Origin of the sequence: Mesorhizobium sp. M1334 (assembly GCF_040317995.1) — a bacterium.
Lineage (GTDB): Bacteria > Pseudomonadota > Alphaproteobacteria > Rhizobiales > Rhizobiaceae > Mesorhizobium.
Genome location: NZ_JAMYLM010000010.1, coordinates 127,851 through 154,438, shown reverse-complemented (window position 1 = coordinate 154,438; position 26,588 = coordinate 127,851). Strand labels below are relative to the sequence as shown.

General features: G+C 59.3%; 26 protein-coding genes and 5 pseudogenes. 28 read left to right on the top strand and 3 right to left on the bottom strand.

Annotated elements, in window-relative coordinates; genetic code table 11:
- Positions 1–71 precede the first annotated feature (71 nt).
- The 23 genes and pseudogenes from NKH17_RS18970 (at position 72) to NKH17_RS18860 (ending at position 20,797) form a co-directional block, all read left to right on the top strand.
- The gene (locus NKH17_RS18970) at positions 72–1,586 is read left to right on the top strand and encodes a hydantoinase/oxoprolinase family protein (protein ID WP_352971908.1); all 1,515 of its coding nucleotides are present in this window, start codon (positions 72–74) and stop codon (positions 1,584–1,586) included.
- Positions 1,583–2,083 carry a hydantoinase/oxoprolinase family protein gene (locus tag NKH17_RS18965; protein ID WP_352971905.1) on the top strand — a complete coding sequence of 167 codons (501 nt, stop codon included), beginning with the start codon at positions 1,583–1,585 and terminating at the stop codon, positions 2,081–2,083. The genes NKH17_RS18970 and NKH17_RS18965 overlap by 4 nt, the downstream gene beginning before the upstream one ends.
- Positions 2,083–3,837: a hydantoinase B/oxoprolinase family protein gene (locus tag NKH17_RS18960; RefSeq protein WP_352971902.1), complete on the top strand. Its 1,755-nt coding sequence runs from the start codon at positions 2,083–2,085 to the stop codon at positions 3,835–3,837. The genes NKH17_RS18965 and NKH17_RS18960 overlap by 1 nt, the downstream gene beginning before the upstream one ends.
- Positions 3,834–4,724, top strand: a complete 891-nt coding sequence (locus tag NKH17_RS18955) for a beta-keto acid cleavage family enzyme (RefSeq protein ID WP_352971899.1) — start codon at positions 3,834–3,836, stop codon at positions 4,722–4,724. Before NKH17_RS18960 ends, NKH17_RS18955 begins: the two co-directional genes overlap by 4 nt.
- On the top strand, positions 4,721–5,497 hold the full coding sequence (locus NKH17_RS18950; protein WP_352971896.1) for an SDR family oxidoreductase: 777 nt from the start codon (positions 4,721–4,723) through the stop codon (positions 5,495–5,497). The genes NKH17_RS18955 and NKH17_RS18950 overlap by 4 nt, the downstream gene beginning before the upstream one ends.
- A gap of 35 nt (positions 5,498–5,532) precedes the next feature.
- Positions 5,533–6,792 (top strand): ABC transporter substrate-binding protein, encoded by a 1,260-nt coding sequence (locus NKH17_RS18945; RefSeq protein ID WP_352971894.1) that lies wholly within the window; start codon positions 5,533–5,535, stop codon positions 6,790–6,792.
- Positions 6,793–6,859: 67 nt separating this feature from the next.
- Positions 6,860–7,723 carry a branched-chain amino acid ABC transporter permease gene (locus NKH17_RS18940; RefSeq protein ID WP_352971891.1) on the top strand — a complete coding sequence of 288 codons (864 nt, stop codon included), beginning with the start codon at positions 6,860–6,862 and terminating at the stop codon, positions 7,721–7,723.
- A complete protein-coding gene (locus tag NKH17_RS18935) occupies positions 7,723–8,655 on the top strand; it encodes a branched-chain amino acid ABC transporter permease (protein ID WP_352971888.1) in 933 nt (310 codons plus the stop codon). The genes NKH17_RS18940 and NKH17_RS18935 overlap by 1 nt, the downstream gene beginning before the upstream one ends.
- Positions 8,648–9,406 carry an ABC transporter ATP-binding protein gene (locus NKH17_RS18930; protein ID WP_352971885.1) on the top strand — a complete coding sequence of 253 codons (759 nt, stop codon included), beginning with the start codon at positions 8,648–8,650 and terminating at the stop codon, positions 9,404–9,406. The genes NKH17_RS18935 and NKH17_RS18930 overlap by 8 nt, the downstream gene beginning before the upstream one ends.
- The gene (locus NKH17_RS18925; RefSeq protein ID WP_352971883.1) at positions 9,399–10,103 is read left to right on the top strand and encodes an ABC transporter ATP-binding protein; all 705 of its coding nucleotides are present in this window, start codon (positions 9,399–9,401) and stop codon (positions 10,101–10,103) included. The genes NKH17_RS18930 and NKH17_RS18925 overlap by 8 nt, the downstream gene beginning before the upstream one ends.
- A gap of 178 nt (positions 10,104–10,281) precedes the next feature.
- Complete coding sequence (locus tag NKH17_RS18920; RefSeq protein WP_352971880.1) at positions 10,282–12,234, top strand: acetoacetate--CoA ligase; 1,953 nt, start codon at positions 10,282–10,284, stop codon at positions 12,232–12,234.
- A 6-nt stretch (positions 12,235–12,240) separates the two neighbouring features.
- Positions 12,241–12,419: pseudogene (locus tag NKH17_RS18915) on the top strand (glutamate dehydrogenase); the annotation flags it as partial.
- Positions 12,419–12,617: pseudogene (locus NKH17_RS18910) on the top strand (hypothetical protein); the annotation flags it as partial. The pseudogenes NKH17_RS18915 and NKH17_RS18910, both read left to right, overlap by 1 nt.
- Before the next feature lie 264 nt (positions 12,618–12,881).
- Positions 12,882–13,997 (top strand): ABC transporter substrate-binding protein, encoded by a 1,116-nt coding sequence (locus tag NKH17_RS18905; RefSeq protein ID WP_352971877.1) that lies wholly within the window; start codon positions 12,882–12,884, stop codon positions 13,995–13,997.
- On the top strand, positions 13,973–15,106 hold the full coding sequence (locus NKH17_RS18900) for an ABC transporter ATP-binding protein (protein ID WP_352971874.1): 1,134 nt from the start codon (positions 13,973–13,975) through the stop codon (positions 15,104–15,106). Before NKH17_RS18905 ends, NKH17_RS18900 begins: the two co-directional genes overlap by 25 nt.
- Positions 15,099–15,950, top strand: a complete 852-nt coding sequence (locus NKH17_RS18895; RefSeq protein WP_352971871.1) for an ABC transporter permease — start codon at positions 15,099–15,101, stop codon at positions 15,948–15,950. The genes NKH17_RS18900 and NKH17_RS18895 overlap by 8 nt, the downstream gene beginning before the upstream one ends.
- Complete coding sequence (locus NKH17_RS18890; RefSeq protein WP_352971868.1) at positions 15,947–16,732, top strand: ABC transporter permease; 786 nt, start codon at positions 15,947–15,949, stop codon at positions 16,730–16,732. Before NKH17_RS18895 ends, NKH17_RS18890 begins: the two co-directional genes overlap by 4 nt.
- Before the next feature lie 437 nt (positions 16,733–17,169).
- On the top strand, positions 17,170–17,226 hold the full coding sequence (locus NKH17_RS18885; RefSeq protein ID WP_352726026.1) for a hypothetical protein: 57 nt from the start codon (positions 17,170–17,172) through the stop codon (positions 17,224–17,226).
- Positions 17,214–17,434: pseudogene (locus NKH17_RS18880) on the top strand (pantoate--beta-alanine ligase); the annotation flags it as partial. The gene NKH17_RS18885 and the pseudogene NKH17_RS18880, both read left to right, overlap by 13 nt.
- A gap of 127 nt (positions 17,435–17,561) precedes the next feature.
- Positions 17,562–17,849, top strand: a complete 288-nt coding sequence (locus NKH17_RS18875) for a gamma-butyrobetaine hydroxylase-like domain-containing protein (protein ID WP_352971865.1) — start codon at positions 17,562–17,564, stop codon at positions 17,847–17,849.
- Positions 17,850–17,858: 9 nt separating this feature from the next.
- A complete protein-coding gene (locus NKH17_RS18870; RefSeq protein ID WP_352971862.1) occupies positions 17,859–19,595 on the top strand; it encodes a fumarate reductase/succinate dehydrogenase flavoprotein subunit in 1,737 nt (578 codons plus the stop codon).
- Positions 19,596–19,605: 10 nt separating this feature from the next.
- The gene (locus NKH17_RS18865; protein ID WP_352884581.1) at positions 19,606–19,839 is read left to right on the top strand and encodes a 4Fe-4S dicluster domain-containing protein; all 234 of its coding nucleotides are present in this window, start codon (positions 19,606–19,608) and stop codon (positions 19,837–19,839) included.
- 1 nt (position 19,840) lies between these two features.
- Positions 19,841–20,797 (top strand): HEAT repeat domain-containing protein, encoded by a 957-nt coding sequence (locus tag NKH17_RS18860; RefSeq protein WP_352971859.1) that lies wholly within the window; start codon positions 19,841–19,843, stop codon positions 20,795–20,797.
- Positions 20,798–20,817: 20 nt separating this feature from the next.
- Here NKH17_RS18860 and NKH17_RS18855 read toward each other — a convergent pair whose 3' ends face one another.
- A complete protein-coding gene (locus NKH17_RS18855) occupies positions 20,818–21,042 on the bottom strand; it encodes a hypothetical protein (protein WP_352971856.1) in 225 nt (74 codons plus the stop codon).
- Positions 21,043–21,045: 3 nt separating this feature from the next.
- On the opposite strand from NKH17_RS18855, the gene NKH17_RS18850 reads away from it, so the two are divergent.
- A complete protein-coding gene (locus NKH17_RS18850) occupies positions 21,046–21,717 on the top strand; it encodes a glyoxalase superfamily protein (protein WP_352971853.1) in 672 nt (223 codons plus the stop codon).
- Between the two features lie 65 nt (positions 21,718–21,782).
- Here the strand turns inward: NKH17_RS18850 and NKH17_RS33435 are convergent.
- Positions 21,783–21,872, bottom strand: a pseudogene (locus tag NKH17_RS33435) (recombinase family protein); the annotation flags it as partial.
- A 33-nt stretch (positions 21,873–21,905) separates the two neighbouring features.
- Between NKH17_RS33435 and NKH17_RS18845 the strand changes: the two are divergent.
- Positions 21,906–22,381 (top strand): annotated as a pseudogene (locus tag NKH17_RS18845) (Tn3 family transposase); the annotation flags it as partial.
- Between the two features lie 19 nt (positions 22,382–22,400).
- Here NKH17_RS18845 and NKH17_RS18840 read toward each other — a convergent pair.
- A complete protein-coding gene (locus NKH17_RS18840) occupies positions 22,401–23,336 on the bottom strand; it encodes a Crp/Fnr family transcriptional regulator (protein ID WP_352971850.1) in 936 nt (311 codons plus the stop codon).
- A gap of 207 nt (positions 23,337–23,543) precedes the next feature.
- On the opposite strand from NKH17_RS18840, the gene NKH17_RS18835 reads away from it, so the two are divergent.
- Genes NKH17_RS18835 through NKH17_RS18825 form a run of 3 tightly spaced genes read left to right on the top strand, consistent with a single transcriptional unit; the run spans position 23,544 to position 26,574 of the window.
- Positions 23,544–24,956, top strand: coding sequence for an ABC transporter substrate-binding protein (locus NKH17_RS18835; RefSeq protein ID WP_352971848.1), 1,413 nt, complete (start codon positions 23,544–23,546; stop codon positions 24,954–24,956).
- Positions 24,957–24,964: 8 nt separating this feature from the next.
- Entirely contained in the window at positions 24,965–25,747 is a 783-nt protein-coding gene (locus tag NKH17_RS18830; RefSeq protein ID WP_352971845.1) for an ABC transporter permease, read from the top strand.
- On the top strand, positions 25,744–26,574 hold the full coding sequence (locus tag NKH17_RS18825) for an ABC transporter ATP-binding protein (protein WP_352971842.1): 831 nt from the start codon (positions 25,744–25,746) through the stop codon (positions 26,572–26,574). The genes NKH17_RS18830 and NKH17_RS18825 overlap by 4 nt, the downstream gene beginning before the upstream one ends.
- Positions 26,575–26,588: the final 14 nt, after the last annotated feature.

The window sequence follows — 26,588 nt, the reverse complement described above, 5'->3', positions numbered from 1 at the left end:
AAACCGGGGCCTTGACACAAACTATTTTATGGTCAATTCTTTGATCAACGATCAAAAAATGGGAAGCTGAAATGTGGAAAGTTGGTATTGATGTGGGAGGGACTTTCACGGACCTGTTCGCGGTCAACAGTGCGACCGGTGAAGAGCGAACCGGTAAAGTTCTGACGACCCCTGAGGAAAGGTCGCGCGGTGTCTTGAACGCCATCGCAAATGCCGGCATCGCGCCGAACGAGATTGAGCTGCTTGTCCATGGCACTACGACCGCGACCAACGCACTGATCGAGCGAACCTTCCCGGATGCTGCGATGATCACGACGGAGGGCTTCCGCGACGTGCTCGAAATCGGCCGAATGCACCGCGAACATCTTTATCGGCCCTATCAAACCAAGCCTGAGCCACTGATCCGTCGTCGGCATCGCCACACGATCAACGAAAGAACCAATGCGTCCGGGAAGGTTGAGAAGGAAATTGATGCCGCAGAGCTTCAGCCCATTATCGAGGCCATCGCAGCGGCTGGCATCAAGTCCGTGGCTATCTGCTTGATCAACTCCTACGCGAACCCGGCAAACGAGCGTAAGGTCGCCGAAATCATCACGGCGGCGTTGCCCGGCGTGCGGGCAATTCCCTCGGCGGATGTCAAGCCGGTGTTCCGAGAGCACACGCGCTTCACGCTGGCTTCGGTTAGAGCCACGATCCTACCGGTGATGGCCGACTATTTCGAGCGTCTCGAGGCCCGGCTCCGTGAAGCGGGATTTACCGGCAATCTCATGATCCTGAAGAGCAATGGCGGGATGATGTCCGTCAACCAGGCTCGTCTTCGTGTCGAGGAACTGGTGGAGTCGGGGCCCGCGGGCGGCGTCGGATATGCGTCTGAGATAGCGCGCACTGCGAGCTGGGTGAACATCATTCATACCGACATGGGCGGAACGAGTTTCGACGCGTCCATCGTCGAGAATGGCCAGGGCCTCATCACCCGCGAATATGAAATAGAGTTCGACATTCCGGTCGCAGTGCCGATGCTTGACATCCGCTCAATCGGCGCCGGCGGGGGGTCGATCGGCTGGATCGACAGCGGTGGCTCACTCCGCGTCGGCCCCATGTCCGCAAGTTCGGTTCCCGGGCCTGCCTGCTATGGGCGAGGTGGAACGCGGCCGACGATTACGGATGCAAATCTGGTGCTCGGCAGGATTAGCCCGGACCTTTCGGGTAAATTCAAACTGGACGTCGCAGCGGCTCGCGCGGCCGTAGAGACCCTTTCGTCTCAGTTGAACCTCAGCATTGAGGAATGTGCCGAAGGCATGCTTCGGATCGCGACTGAGGCTATGGCACAAGCCGTCAAGCTTGTTCTTGCTTCTCGCGGCCGAGATCCACGCGATTTCGCGCTTGCGAGCTTCGGCGGAGCAGGACCGCTGCACGCCTGCGCAGTCGCCGAGGCACTCGGCACGCCGACGGTCATCGTCCCAAGATATTCCGGTGTTGCCTCTGCTTATGGAGAGCGCTGCGACTGGCAATCAAGCACGACGAAGAAGTTTTCTACTACGCTCCGCTGGCCGCCAAAGAGCTCGATGAAATCGGCCTTCGTTTGAAGAACCTCGGTGACGCAGCCGTCGAAGCCCTTCTTGGGCAGGGCGCCAGTCCAGGTGGCGTGCAGGTAAGCTTCGTGATGCGCATGCGGTATGCGGGCCAGACTTTCGAAGTGGACGTCGTGCAGGACCGGGAAGCTATCGAGCGATGCGACCTCGATAGACTGGCTGAGGCCTTCCACAGCGCGCACAAGAGAGAGTTCGGTGTCCGGTCCGACGATTTCCCCGTGGAGATTGTCGCACTGGCAGTGACGGCGGAAGCGCCATCACCCGCTGGCATTCTGCAATCCAGCACGAGTTCCGCGATCGGCACGCCACGTCAGGCCGAACGCAAGGTCTGGTTTGGCGGCTGGACCGACAGTCTGGTTCACGATGCCGCCGGCGCGGTCGATGTCAGCGGCCCTGCTCTGATTGAAGATCCGCACACCAGCATCGTCATTCCACCGGGTTGGGTGGCACGCTTTGACTCCGGCCGAAACTGCATCTTGGAGAGGTCATAATGGTTACCCCAATCGACCCGATCACGTTCGAAGTCCTTCGCAACACGTTCGAACATGTCTGCCGCCGCATGACGGTGATTCTGCAGAAGTCATCTTTCTCGCCGATCCTTTCGGAAAATCTCGACTTTTCGAACGCGATCTATGATCCCACGCTGCGTCTGGTCGGTCAGACCGCGAACTGTCCCGTTCATCTGGCGGCGATGCATTTCAGCGTCCAGGCAGTGGCACGGAAGTTCGGCATCGAGATGCTCCGGCCGGGTGATGTCGTGGTGCTGAATGACCCCTATGACGGCGGCACCCACATCAATGATGTGACGCTGACCATGCCTGTCTTCCATGAAGACGTGCTGATCGGCTTCGCGGTAAGCCGGGGCCACTGGATGGATCTTGGTGGTGGCGGCCCCGGTGGCCAAGGCTTCGGAACGCACGTCGCCGGTGAAGGGCTTCGCCTTCCCCCACTGAAGCTCTATCGCAACTATGAGGTCGATCCGGACCTTCTCGAAATCCTGCTGCGAAACACGCGCACGCCGCATTACATCCGGGGCGACCTGCAAGCCCACATGGGCGCCCTGTTGGCTGCTGAAGATGAACTCCAGGCTACTGCGCGCAAATACGGCCGTGCGACCCTGCTCCAGGGAATGGACGACATGATCCGCTACACCGAACGGATCGTTCGTGCGGAAATCGAAAAGATACCGGATGGGGTTTACGAAGGCGCCGACTACGCGGACTCCGATGGCATCACCGATGCCAAGGTCTGGGCGCGCGTCAAGCTGACCGTATCGGGCTCAAACCTGCATGTGGATTTCGCGGGCAGCGATCCCCAGGTTGCTGGTGCGATCAATTCGCCGTTCGCGAACACAACCGCCGCCGTGTACACTGCTTTGCAGTTCTTCCTGGCGCCTGACGCTCCGCCGAATGCCGGCATGTTTGCGCCAATCACATTGAGCCTTCCGGATGACTGCTGGCTGAATGCGCGCTGGCCCGCTCCCGTCGTCGGCTGCACCACGGTAACCTCCGGCAAAGTGCAGAGCGCGATCTGGCAGGCGGTGGCAAAGGCCATTCCCGATCTTGCGATCGCTCCTACATGCGCTGATGCAAACTGGTTCGTTGCCGCGGTTCGCGGTCCCGGTGGGCGCATCGATGTCTTCTCGGACATCCCGGCGGGCGGCTGGGGCGGAACGCCGTACAATGACGGGCTGAATGTGACTCTGGATCCGTTGGGCAACTGCACCAACATGCCAGCGGAAGCGGCCGAGTTGCTCTACCCAGTCGTCGTCGAAGCCTTCGACCTTCGCCAGGATTCCGGCGGCCCGGGCGAGAACCGGGGCGGTCTGGGCGCGCGGTTCAAGTTCCGCTTTCTCAATGGCGGCGAGCTTTCGATCGAGACATCCAGAACAATCGAGGGAAGCCCAGGCGTAAACGGCGGCGGCAGGAGCCCCGTACAGATGCTGCTGCAGGAATATGGCGATGGGCGCCGCGAGATAATTGGTGGTCCAAGGCCCGATGGCACCTGGCGCTCTCCGCTTCTGTCATCCCACAAGTTTGGGCCGAACGAGGCATTCGAGTTCTTGTCTACGGGTGGCGGCGGCTGGGGTGTTGCGCGCTCCCGCGATCCCGAGCGTGTGCGCGAAGACGTGATCGACGGCTACATTTCGGCGGATGCCGCACGCCGGGACTACGGCGTGGCGATCGACCCCAAAACTCTTGAAATTCTTTCAGACGAAACCTCCAAGCTGAGACAACAGGCATGAACAACGAAATCTTTATCACCTGTGCCGTTACCGGCGCCGGTGCGGCCCCCAAGAAGAACCCGCATGTCCCCGTGACTCCAGAGCAGATCGCGGCCGACGTCCTGGCCGTCGCCGAAGCCGGTGCCGCGATCGCGCATGTCCATGTTCGCGATCCGGAGACGACGGAGGGAAGTCGCGATGTCAAACTCTATGCAGAAGTGCTTGACCGCGTTCGTGACCACAACAAGGACATCATCGTCAACATGACGGCGGGCATGGGCGGCGATCTCGTTCTCGACGCCGAAAATCCGACCAAGGCCGTCGCGGGCACAGATCTCGTCAACCAGAAAACCCGGCTCCTCCACGTCGAAGCGCTGCGGCCCGACATCTGCACGCTCGACTGCGGCTCATACAATGTCGGGGAAGGCAATCTGGTCTACATTTCCACGCCCGAGCAAATTCGCGAAGGGGCGGCTTTGATCCGGGGTTACGGTGTAAAACCGGAGCTCGAGGTATTCGACACCGGCCACCTTGACTTCGTCATGAAGCTCATCGGCGAAGGCGCGTTCGCCGGGCCTGCCATGATCCAATTTTGCCTCGGCGTGAATTGGGGCGCTCCGGCCACCACGACGGCAATGAAGGCCATGGCGGATGCAGCCCGCAGCGCCGACGTTGTCTGGTCCGCCTTCGGCGTTGGCCGCATGCAGATGCCGATGGTCGCCCAGGCCGTTCTGCTTGGTGGGAACGTGCGTGTCGGTCTCGAAGACAATATCTGGCTCGACCGGGGTGTTCCGGCGACGAATGTCGCGCTTGTGCAGCGTGCGCGCGAAATCGTCGAACGCATGGGTGTGCGGATTATGTCATCCGCCGCGACCCGCGATCACCTTGGATTGGGAGCAGCAGCATGAGCCCTCTCTCTGGCAAGCGCGCGATCATCACTGCCGGTGCCAGCGGGATTGGCAGGGTCGTCGCCAAGAAAATGATTGAAGCCGGTGCGCGGGTCGCAGTCTGTGACATTGATCCCGCTTCGGTTAGCTCGTTCTCCTCGGAATATCCCGAAGCCACTGCGGTCATATGCGATGTGGCTGACCCCGCCAGTGTTCCGCCCGCTCTCCAGTCGATGCTCGCGGGATTGGGTGGCGGAGTGGACATCCTCTTCAACAATGCCGGCATCGCCGGTCCGACGGCTGCGATCGAGGACGTCTCGCCCGAGGACTGGGCGCGAACGGTCGATGTCAATCTCACCGCCCAATTCTTGTTCATTCGCGGTGTGATGGCCGGGATGAAGACACAGCGGTCGGGGGTCATCCTCAACATGTCCTCGGCGGCAGGACGACTGGGCATGCCGATGCGGACGCCTTACGCGGCAGCCAAGTGGGCCGTGATCGGCCTTACCCAATCGCTCGCGATGGAGGTCGGCCAGTTCGGCATCCGCGTGAACGCAATCCTTCCCGGCTCAGTCCGTGGGCCACGCATGGAGCGAGTGATGTCCGCCCGGGCAGAACTTACCGGACGCCCGCTCGCCGAAATCGAGGCCGAGGAAGTGGCGACGATATCACTGGGTCGAATGATCGAACCTGAGGAAATTGCGGATCTGGCGGTTTTCGTCGCGTCCGACGCGGGCAGATCGATCTCGGGGCAGTCATTGGGTGTCTGCGGGAACACCGAGATACTCAGATAAAAAAATCGGGGAACTTCAACAAAGGGAGAAGTGACATGAACGTGCTTACAAGACTGCTGATCGCCGGCGCATTTGCCGGTGCTCTAGGAACGTCGGCGGCCGCCGAAGATACGATCAAGGTGGGAGTGGTCCAGCCACAGGCAGGCGAGTGCGCTCAATGGGGCGTTCCGATCACTCGCGGTGTCCAGATCTGGGCCGAAGAATTCAACGCGAACGGCGGTATCGCTGACGCAACCGGGAAGAAGCATAAGATCGAGGTAACCGGCTACGACAACAATTGCTATACCGCCGGTGATGAGCTGAACGCGTTCCGCCGTGCGATTCTCGACGACAAGGTGAGCTTCATTCTCCAGACTTTCACCCCTGCTTCACGCCAGGCCGTCGCCGAGATCACCACAGAAAATAAGGTCCTAACAACAAGCTATGGTGCTGGCTATCTCAGCGCCAAGTATCCGTTCCTCATCGGTTCGGTCACCGGCTCGCCGGCGTCGTACATGTTTCTTGTCAGCCATCTTCTGGAGACCCGGCCCGAAATCAAGCGTGTCGCAATCGTGACGGCCGACCACTCCTTCGGCCAGGCGGCGATCGCCTATTACAAGGCAGGCCTCGCTCCCTACCTGAATCGCGTCGAGATCGTTTACTCGCAGCCCTATGATCCGGCATCGACGTCGGACATGCTCGGTCTGGCCACACCGGTGATGGCATCCAATCCCGACCTTGTCGTCGAACTGGGCTTCACACCTGGACAGCAAGCCCTGTTCATCGAGTCGATGGAGCAGTTGGGCTACAAAGGGCTCTACGGCAGCGAAGGCTGGACCATGGGCCTGGTAACGGAACGTGTTCCGGCTTCAGAAGTCGCTGGCCGCATCTTCAGCGCTTATGTCGTCGATGCTTCGGAGCCGAACTTCAGCCCGCGCGTGTCGGCATTCTACAAGACTTACGTCAAGAAGTTCGGCGAGAAGGAATGGTCGGCACTCGCGTCGGTCGCCTACGCAGCGATGACAACGATCGAGGCCGGGATTCAGAAGTCCTCCGATCCCACCGGTGCAGGTGTGCGGGACGCGCTTTTCGCGAGCGACACTGTGGACCAGCCTCTTTTCGGACCCTCGCGCTGGGGTGGATCGGAACTCTTCGGCGCCAACAACTGGCTGATGACCCCTCTTCCGGTCTACGTGACGGACGACAAGGGCGGTGTGAAGGTTGACGCCGTCGTTGATGTGGCTGCCTGGTGGAGTGCTCACAAAGACGCAGCGCTGCCGGCACTGTCTGAAGGCGGCCAAGTCTCGGCAAAGTGAGGCTTATGGGCATAGGTGGCCGCGGACTTACCGCGGCCACTCCGACCTCTCTCAGGTGATAGACCCGATGCAAATCTTACTGAATTGCTTATCGCTGACGTCTTTTTACCTTTGCTTCGCCCTCGGTCTGGCATTGGTTTTCGGAGTGATGCGGATCATCAATTTCGCCCATGGCGAATTCTTCATGATCGGCGCGTACGCAACATATCTCTGTATTTCGACTCTCTCACCCCAGGTGGGTGGTCCTGTCGCATGGGCCATCGGTGCAATCGTTGCGGCGGCGGTGACCGGGCTCCTCGGCCTGGTGCTACACAGGACAATGGTCGTGCCCCTCGGCGACAAGCCATTGGCGATTTTCATATCGACGCTTGCGTTGTCGTATGTAATTCAGACGATTGTCGTTCAAATCTTTGGGCCCGTTGGTCTTTCGATCGCCCCGCCCGTTCGAGGCGTCGTGAACTTCGGCGGCGCCATTCTTCCGGCATCGAGGCTCGTCGTCATCGGGGCAGCCGCAGCGCTGGCAGCCGGTCTCTGGTTTTTCCTCATGAGGTCCGAGGCAGGTCGGCGCATTCGCGCGGTAGCTCAAAACCCGCGCGGCGCTCTCTTGCAAGGTATACGAACCGAGAAGGTGGGCCGACTTACGCTCATCCTCGGATCGTCGATCGCGGGGATATGCGGTGCGGCAATGGGCCCGATCAGCCAGATCTCCCCCTTCATGGGCGCGGGTGCGCTATGGAAGGCGTTCATCATCATCATCGTTGGTGGTATTGGCAACATCTGGGGTGCGGTCGCTGCTGCTGCCATTTTCGGTATCCTCGATACCCTCATGTCTCAGTTCGGTGCCGGTCGTTTTCTCGCTCTCACGAGCGCGGCAGTCATGCTGTTCGTCCTGAGTGTTAAGCCATCGGGCCTGTTCGGGGAGAAGGAATAATGAGTGCGTTCCGACGCGATTTACTGACCGTGTGCGCACTGGGCGCCGCGCTTGTCGTCGGCGGCCTCCTCGGCAGCAACTACATGCTTGGTGTCCTCGTGCTCTTCGGCATGACGTCCATCCTGGTGCTGTCGTATCGCACCATCACGACAATGGGAGGTTGGTCGTTCGCGCATATCGCCATCATGGGGATCGGCGGCTATTCCGTCGCAATCCTTACGAAGCCGCCATTCGACCTGCCGGTGCTCGTGGCGATCGCCGCAGGGGGTTTGTTCGCGGCGCTATTTGCGGGGCTGCTGTCCTACCCCGTGCTTCGGACCCGACAATATTACTTCTTCCTGTCGACCTTTGCGGCGGGAGAGGCCCTGCGCCAATGCTTCATTCAATTCCGGGAAATCACTGGCGGCACATCGGGCATCGCCTTCATCGAGCGACCCGAAATTCTGCCCAACCCGTCGTCGACGCTGGAGTTCCTATGCCTGGTGGCTGCTGTGCTGGTCTTGCTGGGCATCTTCTACGCGTCACTGGATGCCTCCGACACGGGATTGAAGATCAAGGCTGTCGGCGAGGACGAGCCACTATCGTCGTCAATCGGGATCGATGCCTGGGCGTTGCGCGCCTTGGCGTTCATACTTGGCTCATTCGGCGCCGGAATAGCCGGAGGTTTATTCGCCACTTACAACGGCATTGTCTCGCCGTCGGACATCAATGCCATGCTGATGTTCAAGGTCGTCGCGGCCTGCGTGATCGGAGGCACGTCCCGTTTTTCCGGTCCAATTCTCGGACTGTTGTTTCTTACGCTGATCGAAGAAACTTTCAGATTTGTCCCTGAGTTCGTTCCGATGATCTGGGGGGTGTTTGTCATCATCGCAATACTCTTCGGACAATGGGCGCGTGGCCGCCTCATGGCCTGGAGGACTAAGAATGCTTGAGGTCAACAATATAAGCAAGATCTTCGGCAGCTTGAAAGCGGTAGATGGAGTGTCGCTCAAGGTCGGACGGGGGGAGATCCGCGGCCTTATCGGGCCGAATGGTTCGGGCAAATCGACGACGATGAACTTGATAAGCGGAAGCCTGAAACCTTCTGCTGGTGACGTCAGCCTGGATGGTGTCCGCGTCGAAGGATTCGCCTCGCATCGTGTTGCCAGACTGGGCCTGGTTCGAACATTTCAGCTTACGAGGATCTACACTTCGGGGACCCTGCTGGAAGCCGTGGCGCTCGGCGTCCGAGCTGCACATGGATCGGCGTGGAACCCCAAGAGATGGATACCGACCGGAGAGACCGCGAAGATCAATATTGCTGCGTTCGAGGCACTTGAGCGGATGGGGCTTGCTTCACGCGCCAAAGAACCTGCCGGTAACCTTCCAGGCGGCATGAGGCGCGTCCTAAGCATCGCAACCGCGCTGGCGACCCGCCCTCGAATACTGCTCCTGGACGAACCGTTGGCAGGGCTGCATGCAACCGAAAAAGCCGAAGTCTCGACACGGGTGGAACAGCTTCGGGCAGATGGAATCTCGATTTTGCTCGTCGAGCACGACATGAAATCGGTGATGCGTCTCTGTGACAGGATCACCGTTTTGAATTTTGGCCGCGTCATTGCTGAAGGAACGCCTGACGAAATCGGACGTCATCCTAAAGTGATCAAGGCGTATCTTGGTCAGAAGAGGAATAGTGATGCTTGAGGCGAAAGATCTCGTGCTCGAATATGGTGGCGTCCGCGCGCTCAATGGGATGAGCTTCACGGCCCGCACTGGGGAAGTGACTGCAGTTGTCGGCAGCAACGGCGCGGGAAAGACGACCCTGATGAATGCTATCTGTGGTCTCGTCAAACTCGCTTCCGGCGAGATCCGGTTGGACGGTGCTAGGCTCAATGGGCTCGCCCCGGATGAAATCGTGCGAAAAGGCATCTCGCTTGTGCCCGAGGGACGCGAGCTTTTTCCGAAACTGTCAGTCTTGGAGAATCTGTTGCTTGGCGCGACCGTTCGGCCTGATCCCGCAATGCGGCGCAAGACGCTGGAGCGGATATTTGAACTCTCTCCTGTGCTCGCCAACCGTCAAAAACAACAAGCCGGTAGAATGAGCGGCGGTGAACAGCAGATGCTGGCTTTCGGCCGCGCGCTGATGGCGCAGCCGAAAATGCTTCTGCTTGATGAGCCGTCCATTGGACTCGCCCCCATGGTCGAAGAGCAGCTCATCTCGGCCATCAGCGACTATTCGCGCGAAAACGGGATTGGTGTGTTGATCGTTGAACAGAACGCCATGCTTGCGCTTGAGTATGCACAACATGCTTATGTCGTTGAGCAGGGGCGCGTTGCATTGTCCGGGCCAGCAGCAGAGATAAGGGACGATCCTGCAGTCATAGCATCCTACCTAGGCTAGCTATCCCGAGATGCAGGACTTGTGTCGATGCCGCCATGCGCACTCATCGCGGCGCAACTAACCTCTCTTCCTCCTAGCGGGTTGGCGATCAAATCCGGTTGTGCCCAGCGCCTTCCATCGCATCGGTCTGGCATCTGTCCCGCGGCCGCCAATATGTTTGATTTAAAGGAACTCGTCGATGATCGACTCACCCTTATTTCAGCCCGGCGCAGACCAAATTCACACGAGCGCAATCACGACATTTCGCAAATTCTGCGCGTGGACCTACAAGGCAGATCTACCCGACCATGATGCCTTTCAACAATGGTCAATCGATGAACGCGGGACTTTCTGGTCTGCCGTCTGGGATTATTGCGGCGTGATTGGACAGCCCGGGCCCCGCGATCTCATCAACGGCGACGTCATGCTCGACGCTCGCTTCTTTCCTGACGCCAGCCTAAATTTCGCCGAAAACCTACCAGTCAAGCATGGTCCCGAGGATGCGCTGATCTTCCGCGGCGAGGACAAGGTCAGTTACCGCTGGAGTTGGGATCAGCTCCACTCCTCCGTCTCCAAGCTGCAGCAGGCATTCCGCGCGATGGGGTTGGGCAGGGGCGACCGGATATCGGCGATGATGCCGAACATGCCGGAGACCATTGCCTGCATGCTGGCCGCCGCATCGATCGGCGCCATCTGGTCGTCCTGCTCGCCTGATTTCGGCGAACAGGGCGTGCTGGACCGCTTCGGCCAGATCGAGCCCAAGCTTTTCATCACCTGCGACGCTTATTGGTACAATGGCAAGCTGCAGGATGTCGGCGACAAGGTCCGCGCCATGGCGCCGATGCTCGGCTGCCCGGTCATGGTGGTCAAATATGCCGGCGATGCCGAGGCGCTGGCCACATCGCTCGCCAATGCGCGGACCTTTGACGCCGCGACGATTCCTTACACCGCCAAGCGGGTTGAATACGAGCAATTGCCGTTCGGCCACCCACTCTATATCCTCTTCTCCTCCGGCACGACCGGTGTTCCGAAATGCATCGTCCACTCAGCCGGCGGCACACTGTTGCAGCATCTGAAGGAGCACCGTTTCCATTCCGATGTCGGCGATGGCGACAAGATGTTCTACTTCACCACCTGCGGCTGGATGATGTGGAACTGGCTGGCCTCGGGGCTAGCGAGCGGCGCAACACTCTGCCTGTTCGACGGCTCGCCGTTCGCGCCCACGGGCAACGTGCTGTGGGACTATGCAGCGGAAGAGAAATTCGCCGTCTTCGGCACCTCCGCCAAATATATCCATGCCATCTGCAAAGGCGGCATCGAACCCTTGAAGACCCATGATCTCTCCGAGCTTCGCCTCATCACCTCGACCGGTTCGCCACTATCTACGAAGGGCTTCTCCTTCGTCTATGACAGCATCAAGCCCGACGTCCAGTTCGCCTCCATTTCCGGCGGCACCGACATCGTCTCCTGCTTCGTGCTCGGCAATCCGGTTAAACCGGTGTGGCGCGGTGAGATTCAGGGACCAGGACTCGGCCTGGCGGTCGATGTCTGGGACGACAACGGCAAGCCGATTCGTCGGGAGAAGGGCGAGCTGGTCTGCACCCGCGCCTTCCCATCGATGCCGGTGGGCTTCTGGAACGACAAGGACGGCGCGAAATACCGCGCGGCGTATTTCGAGCGTTTCGACAATGTCTGGTGCCAAGGCGATTTGGCCGAATTGACCGAACATGACGGCGTGATCATCCACGGCCGCTCGGATGCCACACTCAATCCCGGAGGCGTCCGTATCGGCACCGCCGAGATCTACAATCAGGTCGAACAGCTCGATGAAGTCGCGGAAGCCATCTGCATCGGCCAGGACTGGGACGACGATGTCCGCGTGGTCCTCTTCGTCCGCCTCGCACCCGGGCTAGAGTTGGACGCCAATCTCGAAAAGAAGATCAAGACAAAGATCCGCACCGGCGCCTCGCCCCGGCATGTGCCTGCCAAGATCATCGAGGTCGCCGACATCCCGCGCACTAGGTCCGGCAAGATCGTCGAACTCGCGGTCCGCGACGTCGTGCATGGCAGACCGGTGAAGAACAAGGAAGCGCTCGCCAATCCGGAAGCGCTGGAGCTCTTTGCGGCCGCCAAAGCACTTCTCGCCAAGTAGATAATTATGGCCGCGGCGGGCGAAGTGTCTTTCCTTGAAAGTGTCGAAAGTTATATCGGTCGAGCTTTTGGCCACTCGATCTGCCGGAGGGCCTGGCGGAACGGATACGCGCATGCAACTCCACCTACACGGTTCGCTTCGGTATCCGTCTTCGTAGGAGGATGTACAGCTTCACGGGATGGCGGGTAACGCAGATCGCGCGTGTGCTATCAACAATAAGATCGCTGCCCTGGATGGGCCACTGGTGCTGGTTCAGACAGCGAGTACGGATGAGATCTGACGCGATCGAGACCTACTGCCTCAACTGGCTCGACGAGGAGGTTTCCACCTCGATCAACACCGCTGCAGCTCGTGGGAATGCGAGCTTGATGACGACTGACTGACCCGGTGGTCGCTCGGGTCGCCTATGAGGGCTCGAAGTTTGAGAATAAGGGCGCCTTGCCTGAGATGCCCCAATCGTTTCTGCTCGGTTGGCCGAAACAGCGCCTCCGAGCCAGCCGGCAGCGCTTTCAGTTTTGCCGTCGATGCGCACCGCTCAAAAGCCTGAAGAATCGCCGGAAAATGCTATTGACTCGCGTTGATCTTTGATCAACGATCACATTGCCGATCAGCACGGGAAGCTGGCGGCCAAAACCGGGAGACTAAAGATGAATCGTCGTGAATTCCTTGTTCGCCAAGGAGCGCTTCTTGGCGCCGTCGGCATGATTGCAGTATATCCTTCAATGAGCGCGCGAGCGGCAGCAAGCGCCGAAGCGCTCAACGCCACGCTCAAGTACCTCGGTTGGCAGGGTTACGATGACCCCAAGGCAATGGGAACGCTTGCTGCGCAGGGTCTCACCCTGGATGCCCAATACATCACCGGCAATGCTGAGATTGTAACGAAACTTCGTAGCGGCGGAGTGGGGTCGATTGACGTTGTCACGCCCGGCATCAGTGCCGTCGAGCCCCTGATCAGGACAAAGCTGGTCGAGCCGATTGACGCGACGAAACTGCCTAGCAGCGAGCGCTTCTTCAGCCAGTTCCGTAACATGTCGTGGCAGCAGTCGGAAGGCAAGAACTATGCCGTGCCTGTGAGCTGGAGCGACTATCCGATGAGCTACCGCGCTGACCTTTTCAAGGATCTTCCTCAGAAATGGGCCGATCTCGGCAATGAGAAGTACCGCGGAAAGCTCATCACGCTGGATGATCCGGCAAACCTCTGGATCTTCGCACGGGCACTATTCAAATCCTCTGATTTCTCCAACATGACCAAGGATCAGGTCAGTCAGGCTGCCGAAGCTTTCATGCCGGTCAAGGCCAACCTGACTACGATTGCGCCAAGCTTTGGTGACATTGCTGACGTTCTGGCTCGCGGGGATGCACAAGCAAGTGTACTAGGATGGCGGTTTATCGACACCAAGCTGAAGGCGAAGGGCATCGATGGAGTGTCCTATGTTCCACCGGAAGACGGCACATTCCTCTGGTGTGACTCATATTGCATCGCCGCAAAGGCGCCGCATCTGGAGCAGACTTACGCGTTCCTCAATCAGATGCTTTCCGCAGGGGGCAACGCCATCATCGGCGCTGCAATCGGCTGTGGCGTTGTGAACGCCGATGCGGTTGCGCTTCTGCCTGAGGATCAGCGAAAGCTTTATCCTTACGAAGACCTTCCGGCCTTCCTGGAAAAGAACACGTTCTATATTCCGCCGGCCCTTGAGGCCGAGGGTGAAATCGCAACCATGCGCGATTGGACCGAAGCTTGGGAACGAATCAAGCTGTCATGATCTCGCAGGGAGTTGGAAATTCCGCAGTCTCGGTCCAAGGGGTCACTAAGCAGTTTGGCACATTCACCGCCCTGTCGAGCATTTCGCTCGACGTGGCGCCTGGCCGCTTTGTCTCTTTGCTTGGTCCGTCAGGCTGCGGCAAGACGACGTTGATGCGCATCATCGCCGGGCTGGATCGTCAATCAACAGGGCGCGTTGTGATAGCGGGGAAAGATCTGTCGCTGACGCCGCCGCATCGCCGCCCTGTTGGTCTCGTTTTCCAGCGTTACGCGCTGTTTCCCCACATGACGGTAAGCCAAAATGTCGGGTTTGCGCTATCGCTGCAACGGGTGGAGAAAAAGAAGGCTGCCAATCGCGTTGGCGAGCTTCTTGAGATCGTCAGGCTGAGCGCCTTTGCAGATCGCCCGATCGATCAGCTTTCCGGCGGCCAGGCTCAGCGAGTGGCGCTCGCGCGCGCTCTTGCTGCCGGACCACCGGTTTTGCTGCTCGATGAACCGATGTCAGCACTGGACCTCAAGCTTCGCCAAGCCATGCAGCTCGAACTTCGGCAGCTGCAGCGTAGCATCGGCGCGACCTTCCTGTTCGTCACACACGATCAGGACGAGGCGATGGTCATGAGCGACGAGATCGTCCTTATGAACAGCGGAACCATCGTTCAACGTGGCTCACCTGAGGAGGTTTATAGCCGCCCGAAAACTTTGTTCAGCGCAAGGTTTTTGGGGGAAGCGAACATCTTCACCGGGTCGCTCCGCCGTGACGGAAATAAGTCCTTGCTTCAATCGGCTGATATGAACATCCGCTTCGATGCTCACGATGATCGAGACACGGGAGCGGGCCTCGTCTGCATCCGACCCGAGTCCATAAAGATTGAGGTGGCGCCGAACGTCTCGTGTGTCGTGTCCCAGCCAAATTCGGCAACCGGACAGGTTAGTGAGGCAATCTTTCAAGGCGCATTCAGGCGCTACCTGGTTCAGGTCGGCGAGCAAAGCGTTATGGTCCAGCAACCGGTTCTCCCCGGCGGAGGCGGCGCATTCTCGCAAGGTGACCGCGTTCTTCTCAGCTGGCCGGACAACTCGGTCGCGCAAATCGAAGACGACACCAATGGCTAGGCAGTTTTACCTCATGGCTGCGCCGGCCAGCCTCTTCATGGCCGTCTTCTTCATTATCCCATGCGGCGTGTTATTCGCATATTCTTTTGGTAGCACAAGCTACGCCGACATTTCGTTCGGTACCTCACCACAGAATTACATCAAGATCTTCACGGACCCACTGTTCGGTGAGATTCTGCTGCGATCTCTTTGGATGGGATCGGCGATCGGGCTGGCCTCAGTCGTGCTTGCGTTTCCGTTGGCATATGCGATCACGCTAGGCCCGCTTCGGCGGGCAGGGACCGCTATTCTGCTCCTGGTGATGGTCTCGCTGTTCACAGCCTACATCGTGCGGATTTACGCATGGCGGTCACTCCTCGGCCGCAATGGTGCGATCAGCCAGTTGTTGAGCTGGACGGGTGTCACGGACGCGCCATTGGAAACCTTCGCGTATAGCAAAGCTGCCGTGATCGTGACTTTGACAAGCATCCTCGTACCGGTCGCAATAGTTCCGCTCGCTTCGGCCCTTTCCGGGGTGTCGGCGCAATGTATCGAGGCAGCGAAGAGCCTCGGCGCCACTTCGCTCGGTGCCTTTTTCCGGGTCACCGTGCCAATGGCCAGCCGCGGTATCGTGTCCGCGTTTGCGCTGACGTTCGTCATCGCAGCTGGCGATTTCGTCACCCCTCAACTTCTTGGCGGACCCAATGCGCAGCTTGCCGGGAACGCTGTGGTCGGTCGATTTGGTCTTTCATTTGACTGGCCGCTCGGGTCCGCAATTGCGTTCAGCTTGGTAATTTCCATGGGGATATTCCTATGGGCGGTCACCGCTTTGCTGAGGCGTATTGGAATCAAGGATCGACCATGAACCAGGGACGTCTCTCGACTTTTGCGTTTAGTTTATACACGGCAATCCTGCTGGTATTTCTCTTCGCTCCTATCGCCGTCGTGGTCCTTTTTTCCTTCGATGCGAAAGGACTTGCGGCTTTCCCTTTCGAGGGGCCGACGACGGAATGGTATATGTCTGTCGCGCGCGACCCGATCATGCGTAAGGCTGCGGTCAACAGTGTGTTCGTCGCGCTCGGCACCACGATCTGCTGCATACTGATCGGCACTTCGGCAGCCTTCGCCATCGCCAGATTCAGATTCCGTCGTGCATCGCTGTTCGCTGGTTTGATGGCGCTGCCATTGCTCTTGCCGCACCTTCTGCTCGGGATCTCTTTGCTATCGTTCTTCACGAGCCTTGGCATCGGTCTTTCGGTATGGACCGCTATCATCGGCCACGTAGTGATAACTCTGCCATTCATGGTGTTCACACTCACCAGCCGAATTGCGAGCCTTGACCCGCAGATCCCCGAAGCAGCGGCAACACTGGGAGCGAACCCCGCACAGGCATTCTACCGGGTCACGTTGCCTCTGATACGGAGTGCCATGGTAGGTGCGGCGCTTCTAGTTGTTGCGTGGTCGCTCGACGAGTTCAGCGTGTCGTTCTTCACGATCGGATCCGACAATACACTTCCGATCGTGATTTGGGGTCAGATGCGTGCCGGCGTCAGCCCGACGGTGAATGCGATTTCGGCGATAATGGTACTTGCGACCATACTGCTGATCTACGTCGTGCACCGACTCTCCGACATCCGCTTCCAGTGAAGCGGAAGTCGCCTCCCAGGACGGCCCGAAAAGTTGCTTTTCGGGCCATCGACTGCTGGCAGCCGCTTTGTGCGACGAACGTGACTCTCTCAGCCGTTGACGTGCATCGCCTGCGGTTCGTTGCAGCGGGCGCGTGGCCTTGGCCTCTCGGTTGAGGATACAGGCAACCTTTGTCGCTCTATAGCGACGCACACCGGGAGCGCGCAGATGTGCAGTCGATCGCATTGGCCAAGCTGGAGGCCAGCGACCGGAAGACTGAGGAACTCTCGGGCCTGCGGAAGATACTGCGCAGATTACTGACGGCTTCGCCAGCTCCGGTGACCGCTACGATGATGTACACGAAAAGCCTGTCGCACTGACGATGGGCGAGCCTGCAGGGATAGGAATGGAGATATCCCTCTGAAGACCTAGATGTCGACAGCGGCGTCAACGTCACGATGGGCCTTCCATTCGTGCGGACGTCGCTGGGCCATGGAACGGCTCCGACCGGGTGATCGTGACGCTCTTCGTCAGTCCGAAGCAGTTCAACAGCCAGGCCGAGCTCGCCGCATATCCGCGCACCGAGGACGAGGATGCCGCCAAGCTGGCGCCGCTTGGCGCACCTCCTTTATGCGCGGATGGCATCGAGATAGCCCGGAAGGATTCGCCACTACTGTTGCCGTGAACGACATCAGCGAAGGGCTGTGCGGCGCGTTCCGTCCGAGCTTGGAACGGCTTTTGTTCCGCCCCGATTTATCCCGGTTTCAATAAGCATGCTGGCCGCAGGCAATTTATTGCGTGTCTCTGTTCCGCTGGTCCCTAAGATGGGGGCGAACCATCAGGAACCGCCGTGATACCTCTTGAGCTCAAGGTCGCCGCCGCGCGCAGCCATCTCTGCGTTACATGGGATGACGGTGCGGTCTCGCTCATCCCGGCATCCATGTTGCGAGCGCGCAGCCGGGCGGCGCAGCAGGTCCGGGCAGACATCGAGGGCGACGAACATTCGTTCGAGGCTGTCACCGTGACGAGCGCAGAGGCGATCGGTTCATATGCCATACGTCTGGTTTTCTCCGACGGTCACGACCGGGGCATCTATCCCTGGAGCTATTTGCGCGAAATCGCCGATTCTCAGGCGTGAGGAACGAGAATGGATCATTTTGTCGAAGGACTGTCGGAAGTCACCTGCGATGTGCTGGTGATCGGCGGCGGCACGGCCGGACCGATGGCGGCGCTCAAGGCGAAGCAGAAAAATGCCGCGCTGAATGTCGTCCTGCTCGAGAAGGCCAATGTGAAGCGCTCCGGAGCTATCTGCATGGGCATGGACGGGCTGAACAACGCCGTCGTTCCAGGATATGCGACGCCCGAGCAATACACCAAGGAGATCACGATCGCCAATGACGGCATTGTCGATCAGGCGCCGGTCTTCAAGTATGCCTCGCGCTGCTACGACATCATCCAAGAACTTGACCGTTTCGGTATCCGTTTCCAGAAGAACGCCAATGGCGATTTCGACCTGAAGAAGGTCCACCATCTCGGAACCTATGTGCTGCCGATGCCGAATGGCGATACCGTCAAGAAGGCGCTCTACCGGCAGATCAAGCGCGAAAGGATATTGGTCTCCAACCGCTTCATGGCAACGCGCCTGTTGACCGCCAAGGACGGCAGGATCGCGGGCGCCATTGCGGTGAACACGCGCACGGCTGAATTCCTCGTGCTGCGTGCCAAGACCGTGATCCTGTGCCTGGGCGCGGCGGGCCGGCTCGGATTACCGCATTCCGGCTATCTCTTCGGAACCTATGAGAATCCGACCAATTCCGGTGATGGTTATGCCATGGCCTATCATGCGGGTGCCGCGCTCGCGAATCTCGAATGCTATCAGATCAATCCGCTGATCAAGGACTATAACGGCCCGGCTTGCGCTTACGTTGCCGGTCCGTTCGGAGCCTATACGGCCAACAGCGAAGGCAATCGCTTCATCGAAAGCGACTACTGGTCGGGACAGATGATGCAGGAATTCTACAACGAACTACAGTCGGGCAAGGGGCCGGTGTTCCTGAAGCTCAACCACCTTCATGCCGACACGGTCGGCGAGATCGAAGAGATCCTGCACAAGGTCGAGCGCCCGTCGCGCGGCAGGTTCCATCAGGCGCGGGGCACCGATTACCGCGAAAAGATGATCGAAATGCACATTTCCGAAATCGGCTTCTGTTCGGGTCACAGCGCGTCGGGTGTTTTCGTCGATGAATTCGCCCGGACCACGGTGCCGGGCCTCTATGCTGCGGGCGACATGGCGAGCGTGCCACACAACTATATGCTCGGTGCCTTCACCAATGGAGCCGTCGCCGGCGAGCACGCTGCCGAAGTCGCGCTCGAAACCGACCTTGCGGATTTCGACGGCGAGTTTGTCCGGGCGGAGCGCGAGCGGGTGTTGGCACCGACGCGGCGCGAGGATGGCATCCCGCCCAACCAGCTGGAATACAAGGCCCGGCGGCTGGTCAACGACTATCTGCAGCCGCCCAAGGTGACGGCCAGGATGCAGATCGGCCAGGCGCGGCTTGCGGAGATCAGGGAAGATCTCGAAACCGCCCTTGTCGCACGCGACGCACATGAACTGATGCGTTCGCTCGAAGTGTCGTCCATTCTCGACTGCGCCGACATGGCGGCCCATGCCTCGCTCTTCCGGACGGAGAGCCGCTGGGGGCTCTATCACAACCGCGTCGATTATCCCAAAAAGGATGACGACAACTGGTTCTGCCATACGCTCCTGCGCAAGGTCGACGGCCGCCTGGTTTCTGAGAAGCGGCCCATCCAACCCTACATCGTTCCGATCGAGAACGAGGAGCGGACGGCCTATGACCGTCTGCGCGTTTCCAATCAAGCCTGACGAGGAAGCCATGCCGCTTGCGCTTTCACCCACAACCGTTCCCGTCGTCGTGGACGAGGCGAAATGCATCGCCGACAAAGGCTGCACGGTCTGCGTCGATGTCTGCCCGCTGGATGTCCTGCGCATCAGCGAGCTCACTGGCAAAGCCTATATGAAATTCGACGAGTGCTGGTACTGCATGCCGTGCGAGAAGGATTGTCCGACCGGCGCTGTAACCGTCAACATCCCCTATCTGTTGCGCTGACATGACTGCATTCGATCCCTTCGAAGATTTTGGCGACATCGAGGAAATCGGCGAGCGTCTGAACGATGCAGACGCGGCCGTGCGACGGCTTGCCGTGATCGATCTTGCCGAAACCGCGAGCGCGGATGTGCTGCCGCATCTCCTGACCGCAGTTGCCGACCTCGACGCGACAGTGCGTTTGCAGCTGGCGATCTCACTGTCCGAGTTCGACACCGTTGAGGCGGCTGCGGGCCTGGCCCGTCTGGCGGCGGATCAGGATTTGGCGGTGGCCCAGGCCGCAGCCGATAGCCTTGCTGAGCTGAAGGATCCGGCGGTCGCTGTATCCATTCTGCCGCTCGTCAGTCATGGGCGCGCCTTCGTCCGGGCTGCCGGTTTTCGCGGGCTGAAAGCGTTGCGTTCGCGCGGCGCACTCGGCCCCGCTCTGGCGGCGATGCGGGATGAAGATGCCAATGTGCGCGCACATGCGCTCGGCGTCGTTGCCTATCTCAAGCTGGAAGAGACCTTGCCGTCGCTCATCGCCGCGTCGCGCGATGCCGATGCCACCGTTCGGTCGGTTGCGGTCAACGCCTTGTCCTTCACGAGCCAGCCCGCCGCAGCGGCCGCCGTGACGGCTGCCCTCGACGATGAGAACTGGCAGGTGCGGGCCGCGGCGGCCGAATCGCTTGGCCATATCGGCCAGACCTCGGCCATCGACGGACTGAGCGCCGGCCTTTCCGACGAATACTGGCAGGTTCGGCAAAAATGCCTGAATGCGCTTGGCAAGCTCAAGGCGCAATCGGCGGTACGGCAGATTTCCGAGCTGTTGACCAGCGACATGGCCTCGCTGCGCAAGGAGGCCGCGGCGGCGCTCGGTGAAATCGCTGATCCATCGTCGCGGGATGCTCTCATGGCGCATATCGGCGACGCCGATCCAGACGTACGCAAGACCGTTCGCTGGGCGCTAACGCGGCTCGGTTAGTTGCAAGCCGAAGCCCCATCTCAGGGGACGTTGCGGGATGGGGCGAAATTCTGCGCCAAGCAAAAGTCCGCTCGCGTCAGCTCGATCTTGCGCGAATCAGTCTCTGTCAATAATTTGATATTTGGCACCGTGTAGCCGGCCGCTTGCTCCTCTGGAATGGCGAAGATGCGGAAATCCTGGTTTGACCCCCATGGGCGACCGTCAGCAATGCAAGCACTGACAAAGAAGCGCCCTTTGAGGATCAAACTATGCCTTCATTTTCTGACTCGAAATCTATGGCCAAGGTGCTTCGCAAGGTTTTGGAGGAGCACGGTTTGCTGCTTTCTAACAGCGCCTGCCTTGAAATCGTTGCCCGCCAATTCGGCTTTGCAAATTGGCAAGTTCTCAGTGCTGCTTGCGAAAACGAAAGACAACTCACCGTCATCGTCTACGTTGAGCACGGGCGCCAGCGAGAAGCTGCCGCGTTCTATAGGGCCGCATTTCGTGCCGCTCACGAGACGACGCATGAAGATAGCAGCACTCTTTATGCGATAGATCTCGATTTTGGCGAGATGAAAATTACGGTATCTGGTGCCAACCCCAAGCGCGAGGCGGAGCCCCATCGCGGAGGCCCATTCTTTCCGAAAGCGAATGGCGCGGTGAATCCAATTGTCTCCCTCACTGTAAAGGATGCCGAGAAGGCGCTTCAGCAGGCCATTGCTGCTGGTGGAATGATCCGGCACGGTCTGGAGATCAGTGATGAGCGCAAGAGAGTAGCAAGCTTTTTCGATCCATTCGGGCATGTCTGGGCTTTGAGTGAAAAGCAGAGTGTAAAGATTTCGCCGCGCGAACTGGATAAACTGCGCGCGGCCGAACGGGCACGTCTCCGAGAGATCAGAAGCGTTACGCCTGCCCCAGAGCCCGCCGGCCATAATTTCTAAGGTCACGTTACGTGACACGCTCTCCCGAGTTCCTTGCACAGCTCGGAAACGGACGTGTCACACTAAGCCATGGCGGCCTGAGCGAAACGCACGTGCGCTTTGGTGAGGGCAAATTTTCGCCCTCACTTTCGCCCGCGCGCTCTGGCGGCTGCGAGGATCAGCTGATAATCAATCACGCCATGATCGAGCGCGACTGGCCCGATATCCTGCGCATCGCCGCTACCATTGCAGCTGGAAGCATCGCGCCCAGCCAGATCCTGCGCAAGCTCACCTCATATCCGCGGCAGAACGAACTTGGCACAGCTTTGCGCGAGGTCCGCCGCGCCGAGCGGGCAACCATGATCGACTGGATTCTGGATGCAGATCTGCAACGCCGCGCCCAGATCGGGCTCAACAAGGGCGAGGCCCATGACGCGCTGAAGCGAGCCATAAGCTTCCACCGGGCGAAATCCGCGACCGGTCCGCCGCGGGCCAGCATTACCGGATCGCCGGCATGAACCTACTCGCCGCCATCATCATCTTTTCCAACACCATGAAGCTGGGCGAAGTCGTTGCCAACCAGAACCGCGAGGGAAAGCTCCTATCGACCGATCTGCTGGCCCATGTCGCGCCGCTCGGGAAGCACATCAATCTCACCGGAGAATATCGTTTGCCAAAACCTTAGCTGCCGCAAACGAGCTTTCTCACCCGGCCGCGCGCTTCGAAACCATTTCCATCAACGCATGAGGGCGTTCGATGCGGATATGGCGCGGCGTCACCGTTACCAGCCCGTCGTTTTGGAAGCGCTTCATCATCATCGTCACCCATTGGCGTGTGGAGCCGACCATGGCCGCTATCTGGTCATGCGTCACCTTGGCGTTGATGACGATTGCCCGTCCATCGCGCACGCCATGAAGGTTGCCGAGATTCACCAGGAACTGCGCCAGACGTTCAATCACCGAACGCGTGCCGAGCATCTGAGCCATCGCCGAATAGCATCTGCCCTTCGCTGCAAGCCCCTGCAGAAGACAGAGCGCGAAATTCGGAAGCTCGACGACGAGCTTCTTCAACGCATTGGCCGGTATGAACAACATCCGGCATTCACTCAATGCTTCTCCGGACCAGATATGGATTCCACCGCCGGTCATTTCGGGACCACCAATGAAATGCCCCGCCGTCCAGTAGGCGAGGGTGATTTCGCGTCCTGACGGTGCCGTGTAGAAGACGTGAACCTTGCCGCTTTCGATGATGAAAATGCCACCGTGCCTATCGCCCTGGGTGAAGATCGCCTGACCGGTCGCAAAAGCAAGACGTCGGCTATGCGCCCTCAGTTTCGCCCACTCGTCTGATGTCAGGGTATCGAGAAAATGCGCGCCGTCGTCGAGCCCTTCCACGCTTTCGCTGAGAAAGAGCGCCCGATCGCCGGGAAGTACGACCTGCTCGGGCAGTTCGAGCACCGGCTCATGTTTCTTACGCTCAGCTTCAAAATCGGTCGAAAGCATTTCGAGGCTCATATCCGGCTCCTTGCACGTCGTGAAAACGCGTAAAAGAATATAAATTCTATAGACAAAAAAGGAATATAATTGCGCCGTCCATACCTGACGTAGATGATTCTTGTGCCCTAATTTCGAACGGCGCATCTAACTACTTGTTTTAGAACGATGTTTTTAATCCGTGCGAAAACCGGCCGGATGCCCGCGCATCCAAGACCGGCTCCGAAATCGTGCAAGTAATTGCTTAGCCTTCAGCCGATCGGCACCTAAATTTGCGGGACAGCGGTTGGCAATCGCCACTGCGTCGGCAAATCCAGCCGCTGAATGCCGGCATCAAATCACGAGGTAGGAACCATGAATTTTCGCACACATTTGGCTGCCCTTGCCCTTGTGGCGGCCGGCTTTGCTTCTTCCGCGGATGCCGAAACCATCCGCGTGGCGATTGGCACGCAGGACACCACCATCAATACCGCCACGGGCGGATTGCTGATCCGTGAGTTGAAGCTGCTCGACAAATACCTGCCGCACGACGGCAAGTATAAAGACGTCACCTATGATATTCAGTGGAAGAACTTCACGAGCGGCGCGCCGATCACCAATGAGCAGATCGCCGGAAAGCTTGATTTCGGCGTGATGGCGGATTTCCCCGGCTCGTTCAACGGTCTCGCCCATATCAAGGCAGGAAGAAAGAGCCTGTTCATCACCGTGCTGTCCGGCAGCGTGAACGGCAGCGGCAATGGCATTGTCGTGCCGACCGCTTCGCCCATCCAGTCGCTCTCGGAGCTCAAGGGCAAGACCATCTCCGTCCCATTCGCATCGACCTCACACGGCATGCTGCTGCGTGCCGTCAAGGCACAGGGCTGGGACGCCGAAAGCGACGTGAAGATCATCACCCAGGCGCCTGAAGTTGCCGGCGCGGCCCTCCAGGCAAACCAGATCGAGGCGCATGCCGATTTTGTCCCCTTTGCCGAACTGTTCCCCTGGCGCGGCTTCGCCCGCAAGATCTATGACGGATCGCAGGCAAAGACGCCCACTTTCCACGGTGCCCTGGTCGATGGCAACTATGCCGAAAAATATCCCGAGATCGTTGTTGCCTATCTTCGCGCCGCAATCGAGGCCGATCAGTTGATCGCCAGGGAGCCGGAGAAATACAGTGAGCTGATCGCCAAGGTGACGGGCGTCGATGCCGAGGTCGACTACCTGTTCCATGGACCGCTCGGGCTTCAGACCCGTGATTTAACCTGGAAGCCGGAATACCGCCAGGCTGTCGCTACTGCGATCGACACTTTGAGGCTCCTGAAAAAGACCGACCAGTCCCTCGACGTGAACAGCTTTGTCGATGACCGGTTCATAAAGGCCGCATTCAAGGCGTCTGGGCTCGACTATGATGCCTCGCTCAAGAACTATGCCCAACTGCCTTTGAACGCCAAGGATGCTGCCACCGGTGAAGCGATCAGCGATCCCAAGCGCGTGGCTGAGATCTGGATCCAGGGTGAGCCGCTCGTCCGACACTATGCGTCGCCGCAGAACGCATTCAAGGCGCTCAAGGCCATTGAGGGTGAGGGCAAGCCGGTCCGGGTGTTTTATGCGCAGGACCGTGAAAGCGGCATTAAGCTGCTCGGCAATCAGGCCTGGTTCGTGCGTGCCGACGGCGGCGAAGTCGGCGCCTTCCTGCTGAAGGAAAACGCCGAGAAATGGGCCAGGGATCATGGTGGCAAGGTGCTGGATTTCGCTGCCGCCAAGGACTCGATCCTGGCCAGCAATTGAGGCTGGCCATGACGCGTGTCCACCTAGGGCGCTGGTTGCGCCGGGCCGGATCCCTCGCCATCTGCCTCATTCTCTGGCAGATGGCATCGAGCCTCAGACTGAATCTCGGCATTGTCACGTTCGAGAATGTGCCATTGCCCGTGGATGTCGTGTCGGCAGCGTTGGATTTCCTGCGCTCGCCCAAGTTCTTTGCCCATGTCTCGAGCAGCCTGGAAAGGGTTCTGGCCGGCTTTGGCATCGCCGCCGTGATCGGCATCGGTCTCGGTCTCGTCATCGGGCGCTCACGGTGGCTCGGGGATTTTCTGCAAGCCCCGATCGAGTTCCTGCGGCCGATCCCGGCCGTTGCCTGGATTCCGCTTGCGGTTCTGATGTTTCCGTCGTCGGAACTCTCGATGATTTTCATCACCTTCACGGGCGCATTGTTTCCGATCCTGCTCAACACCGTCCATGGCGTGGAAAGCGTCGATCCAAGGTTGATCGCCTCTGCGCGCAGCTTGGGGAGCACCCAGACGGCGATGCTGTTGGAAGTCATCGTTCCAGGCGCGGCGCCGAACATCGTCACGGGCCTGGTCATCGGCATGGGCACGTCCTGGTTTTGTCTCGTCACCGCCGAGATGATCTCCGGCCAGTTCGGTATCGGTTACTACACCTGGGAATCCTACACGCTGCAAAACTATCCTGAAATCATCGTCGGCATGATCCTGATCGGGCTGTTCGGCATGGGAAGCAGCGCCCTCTTGCGAGCGGCAGGGGCGGCACTTCTTCCATGGTACACGAAGGACAGCAAATGACGACCCATCAGCGCAGCTTTCGCGCGGCAACCGGCCGTATCGAGGCCAATCATGTTTCGATCCGGCTCGGTCGCGGCAGCAGTGCGTTCGAAGCCGTCACTGATGCGAGCTTCGAAGTCTCTCCCGGCGAATTCGTCTGTCTTCTGGGGCCATCCGGCTGCGGGAAGTCGACCCTGCTCGGCGCCTTGGCGGGACACATCAAGCCAGCTGCCGGCGTCCTTTCGGTCGATGGAGAGCCCGTAAAAGACCCCCATCCGGAACGCGGCATCGTTTTCCAGCACCACACGCTGTTTCCGTGGAAGAATGCGCGCGACAATGTCGCTTTCGGCCTCAAGATGCGCGGCGTCAAGCGCGGACAACGGCGTCTCGAGGCGGAGAAAATGCTCGATCTCGTCGGCCTGAACGGCTTTGCTGGGCGCTATCCCGGCCAGCTGTCCGGCGGCATGCAGCAACGCGTCGAGATCGCGCGTGTTCTCGTCAACCAGCCACGGCTGCTGCTGATGGACGAGCCCTTCGGGGCACTCGATGCCCTGACACGGCTTCGAATGCAGGAATTGCTGCTCGATATCTGGGAGCAATTCCGCAAGACGATCCTATTCGTCACCCATGATATCGACGAAGCTCTGCTGCTCGCCGACCGGATCATCGTCATGCAGGCCCAGCCCGGCCGGATCCACGAGGAAATCACCGTGCCTTTCGAGAGGCCGCGCATGACCGAGATCATCGCCTCGGGCGAGTTCATGCGCCTGAAACAGCGTTGCCTGCATCTGCTTCACAGCGACAGGCGAGGGGATACTTTGCCCCGGCTTTCTCCCTTGGGCTTGTGAGTGGGTGTCGAGGC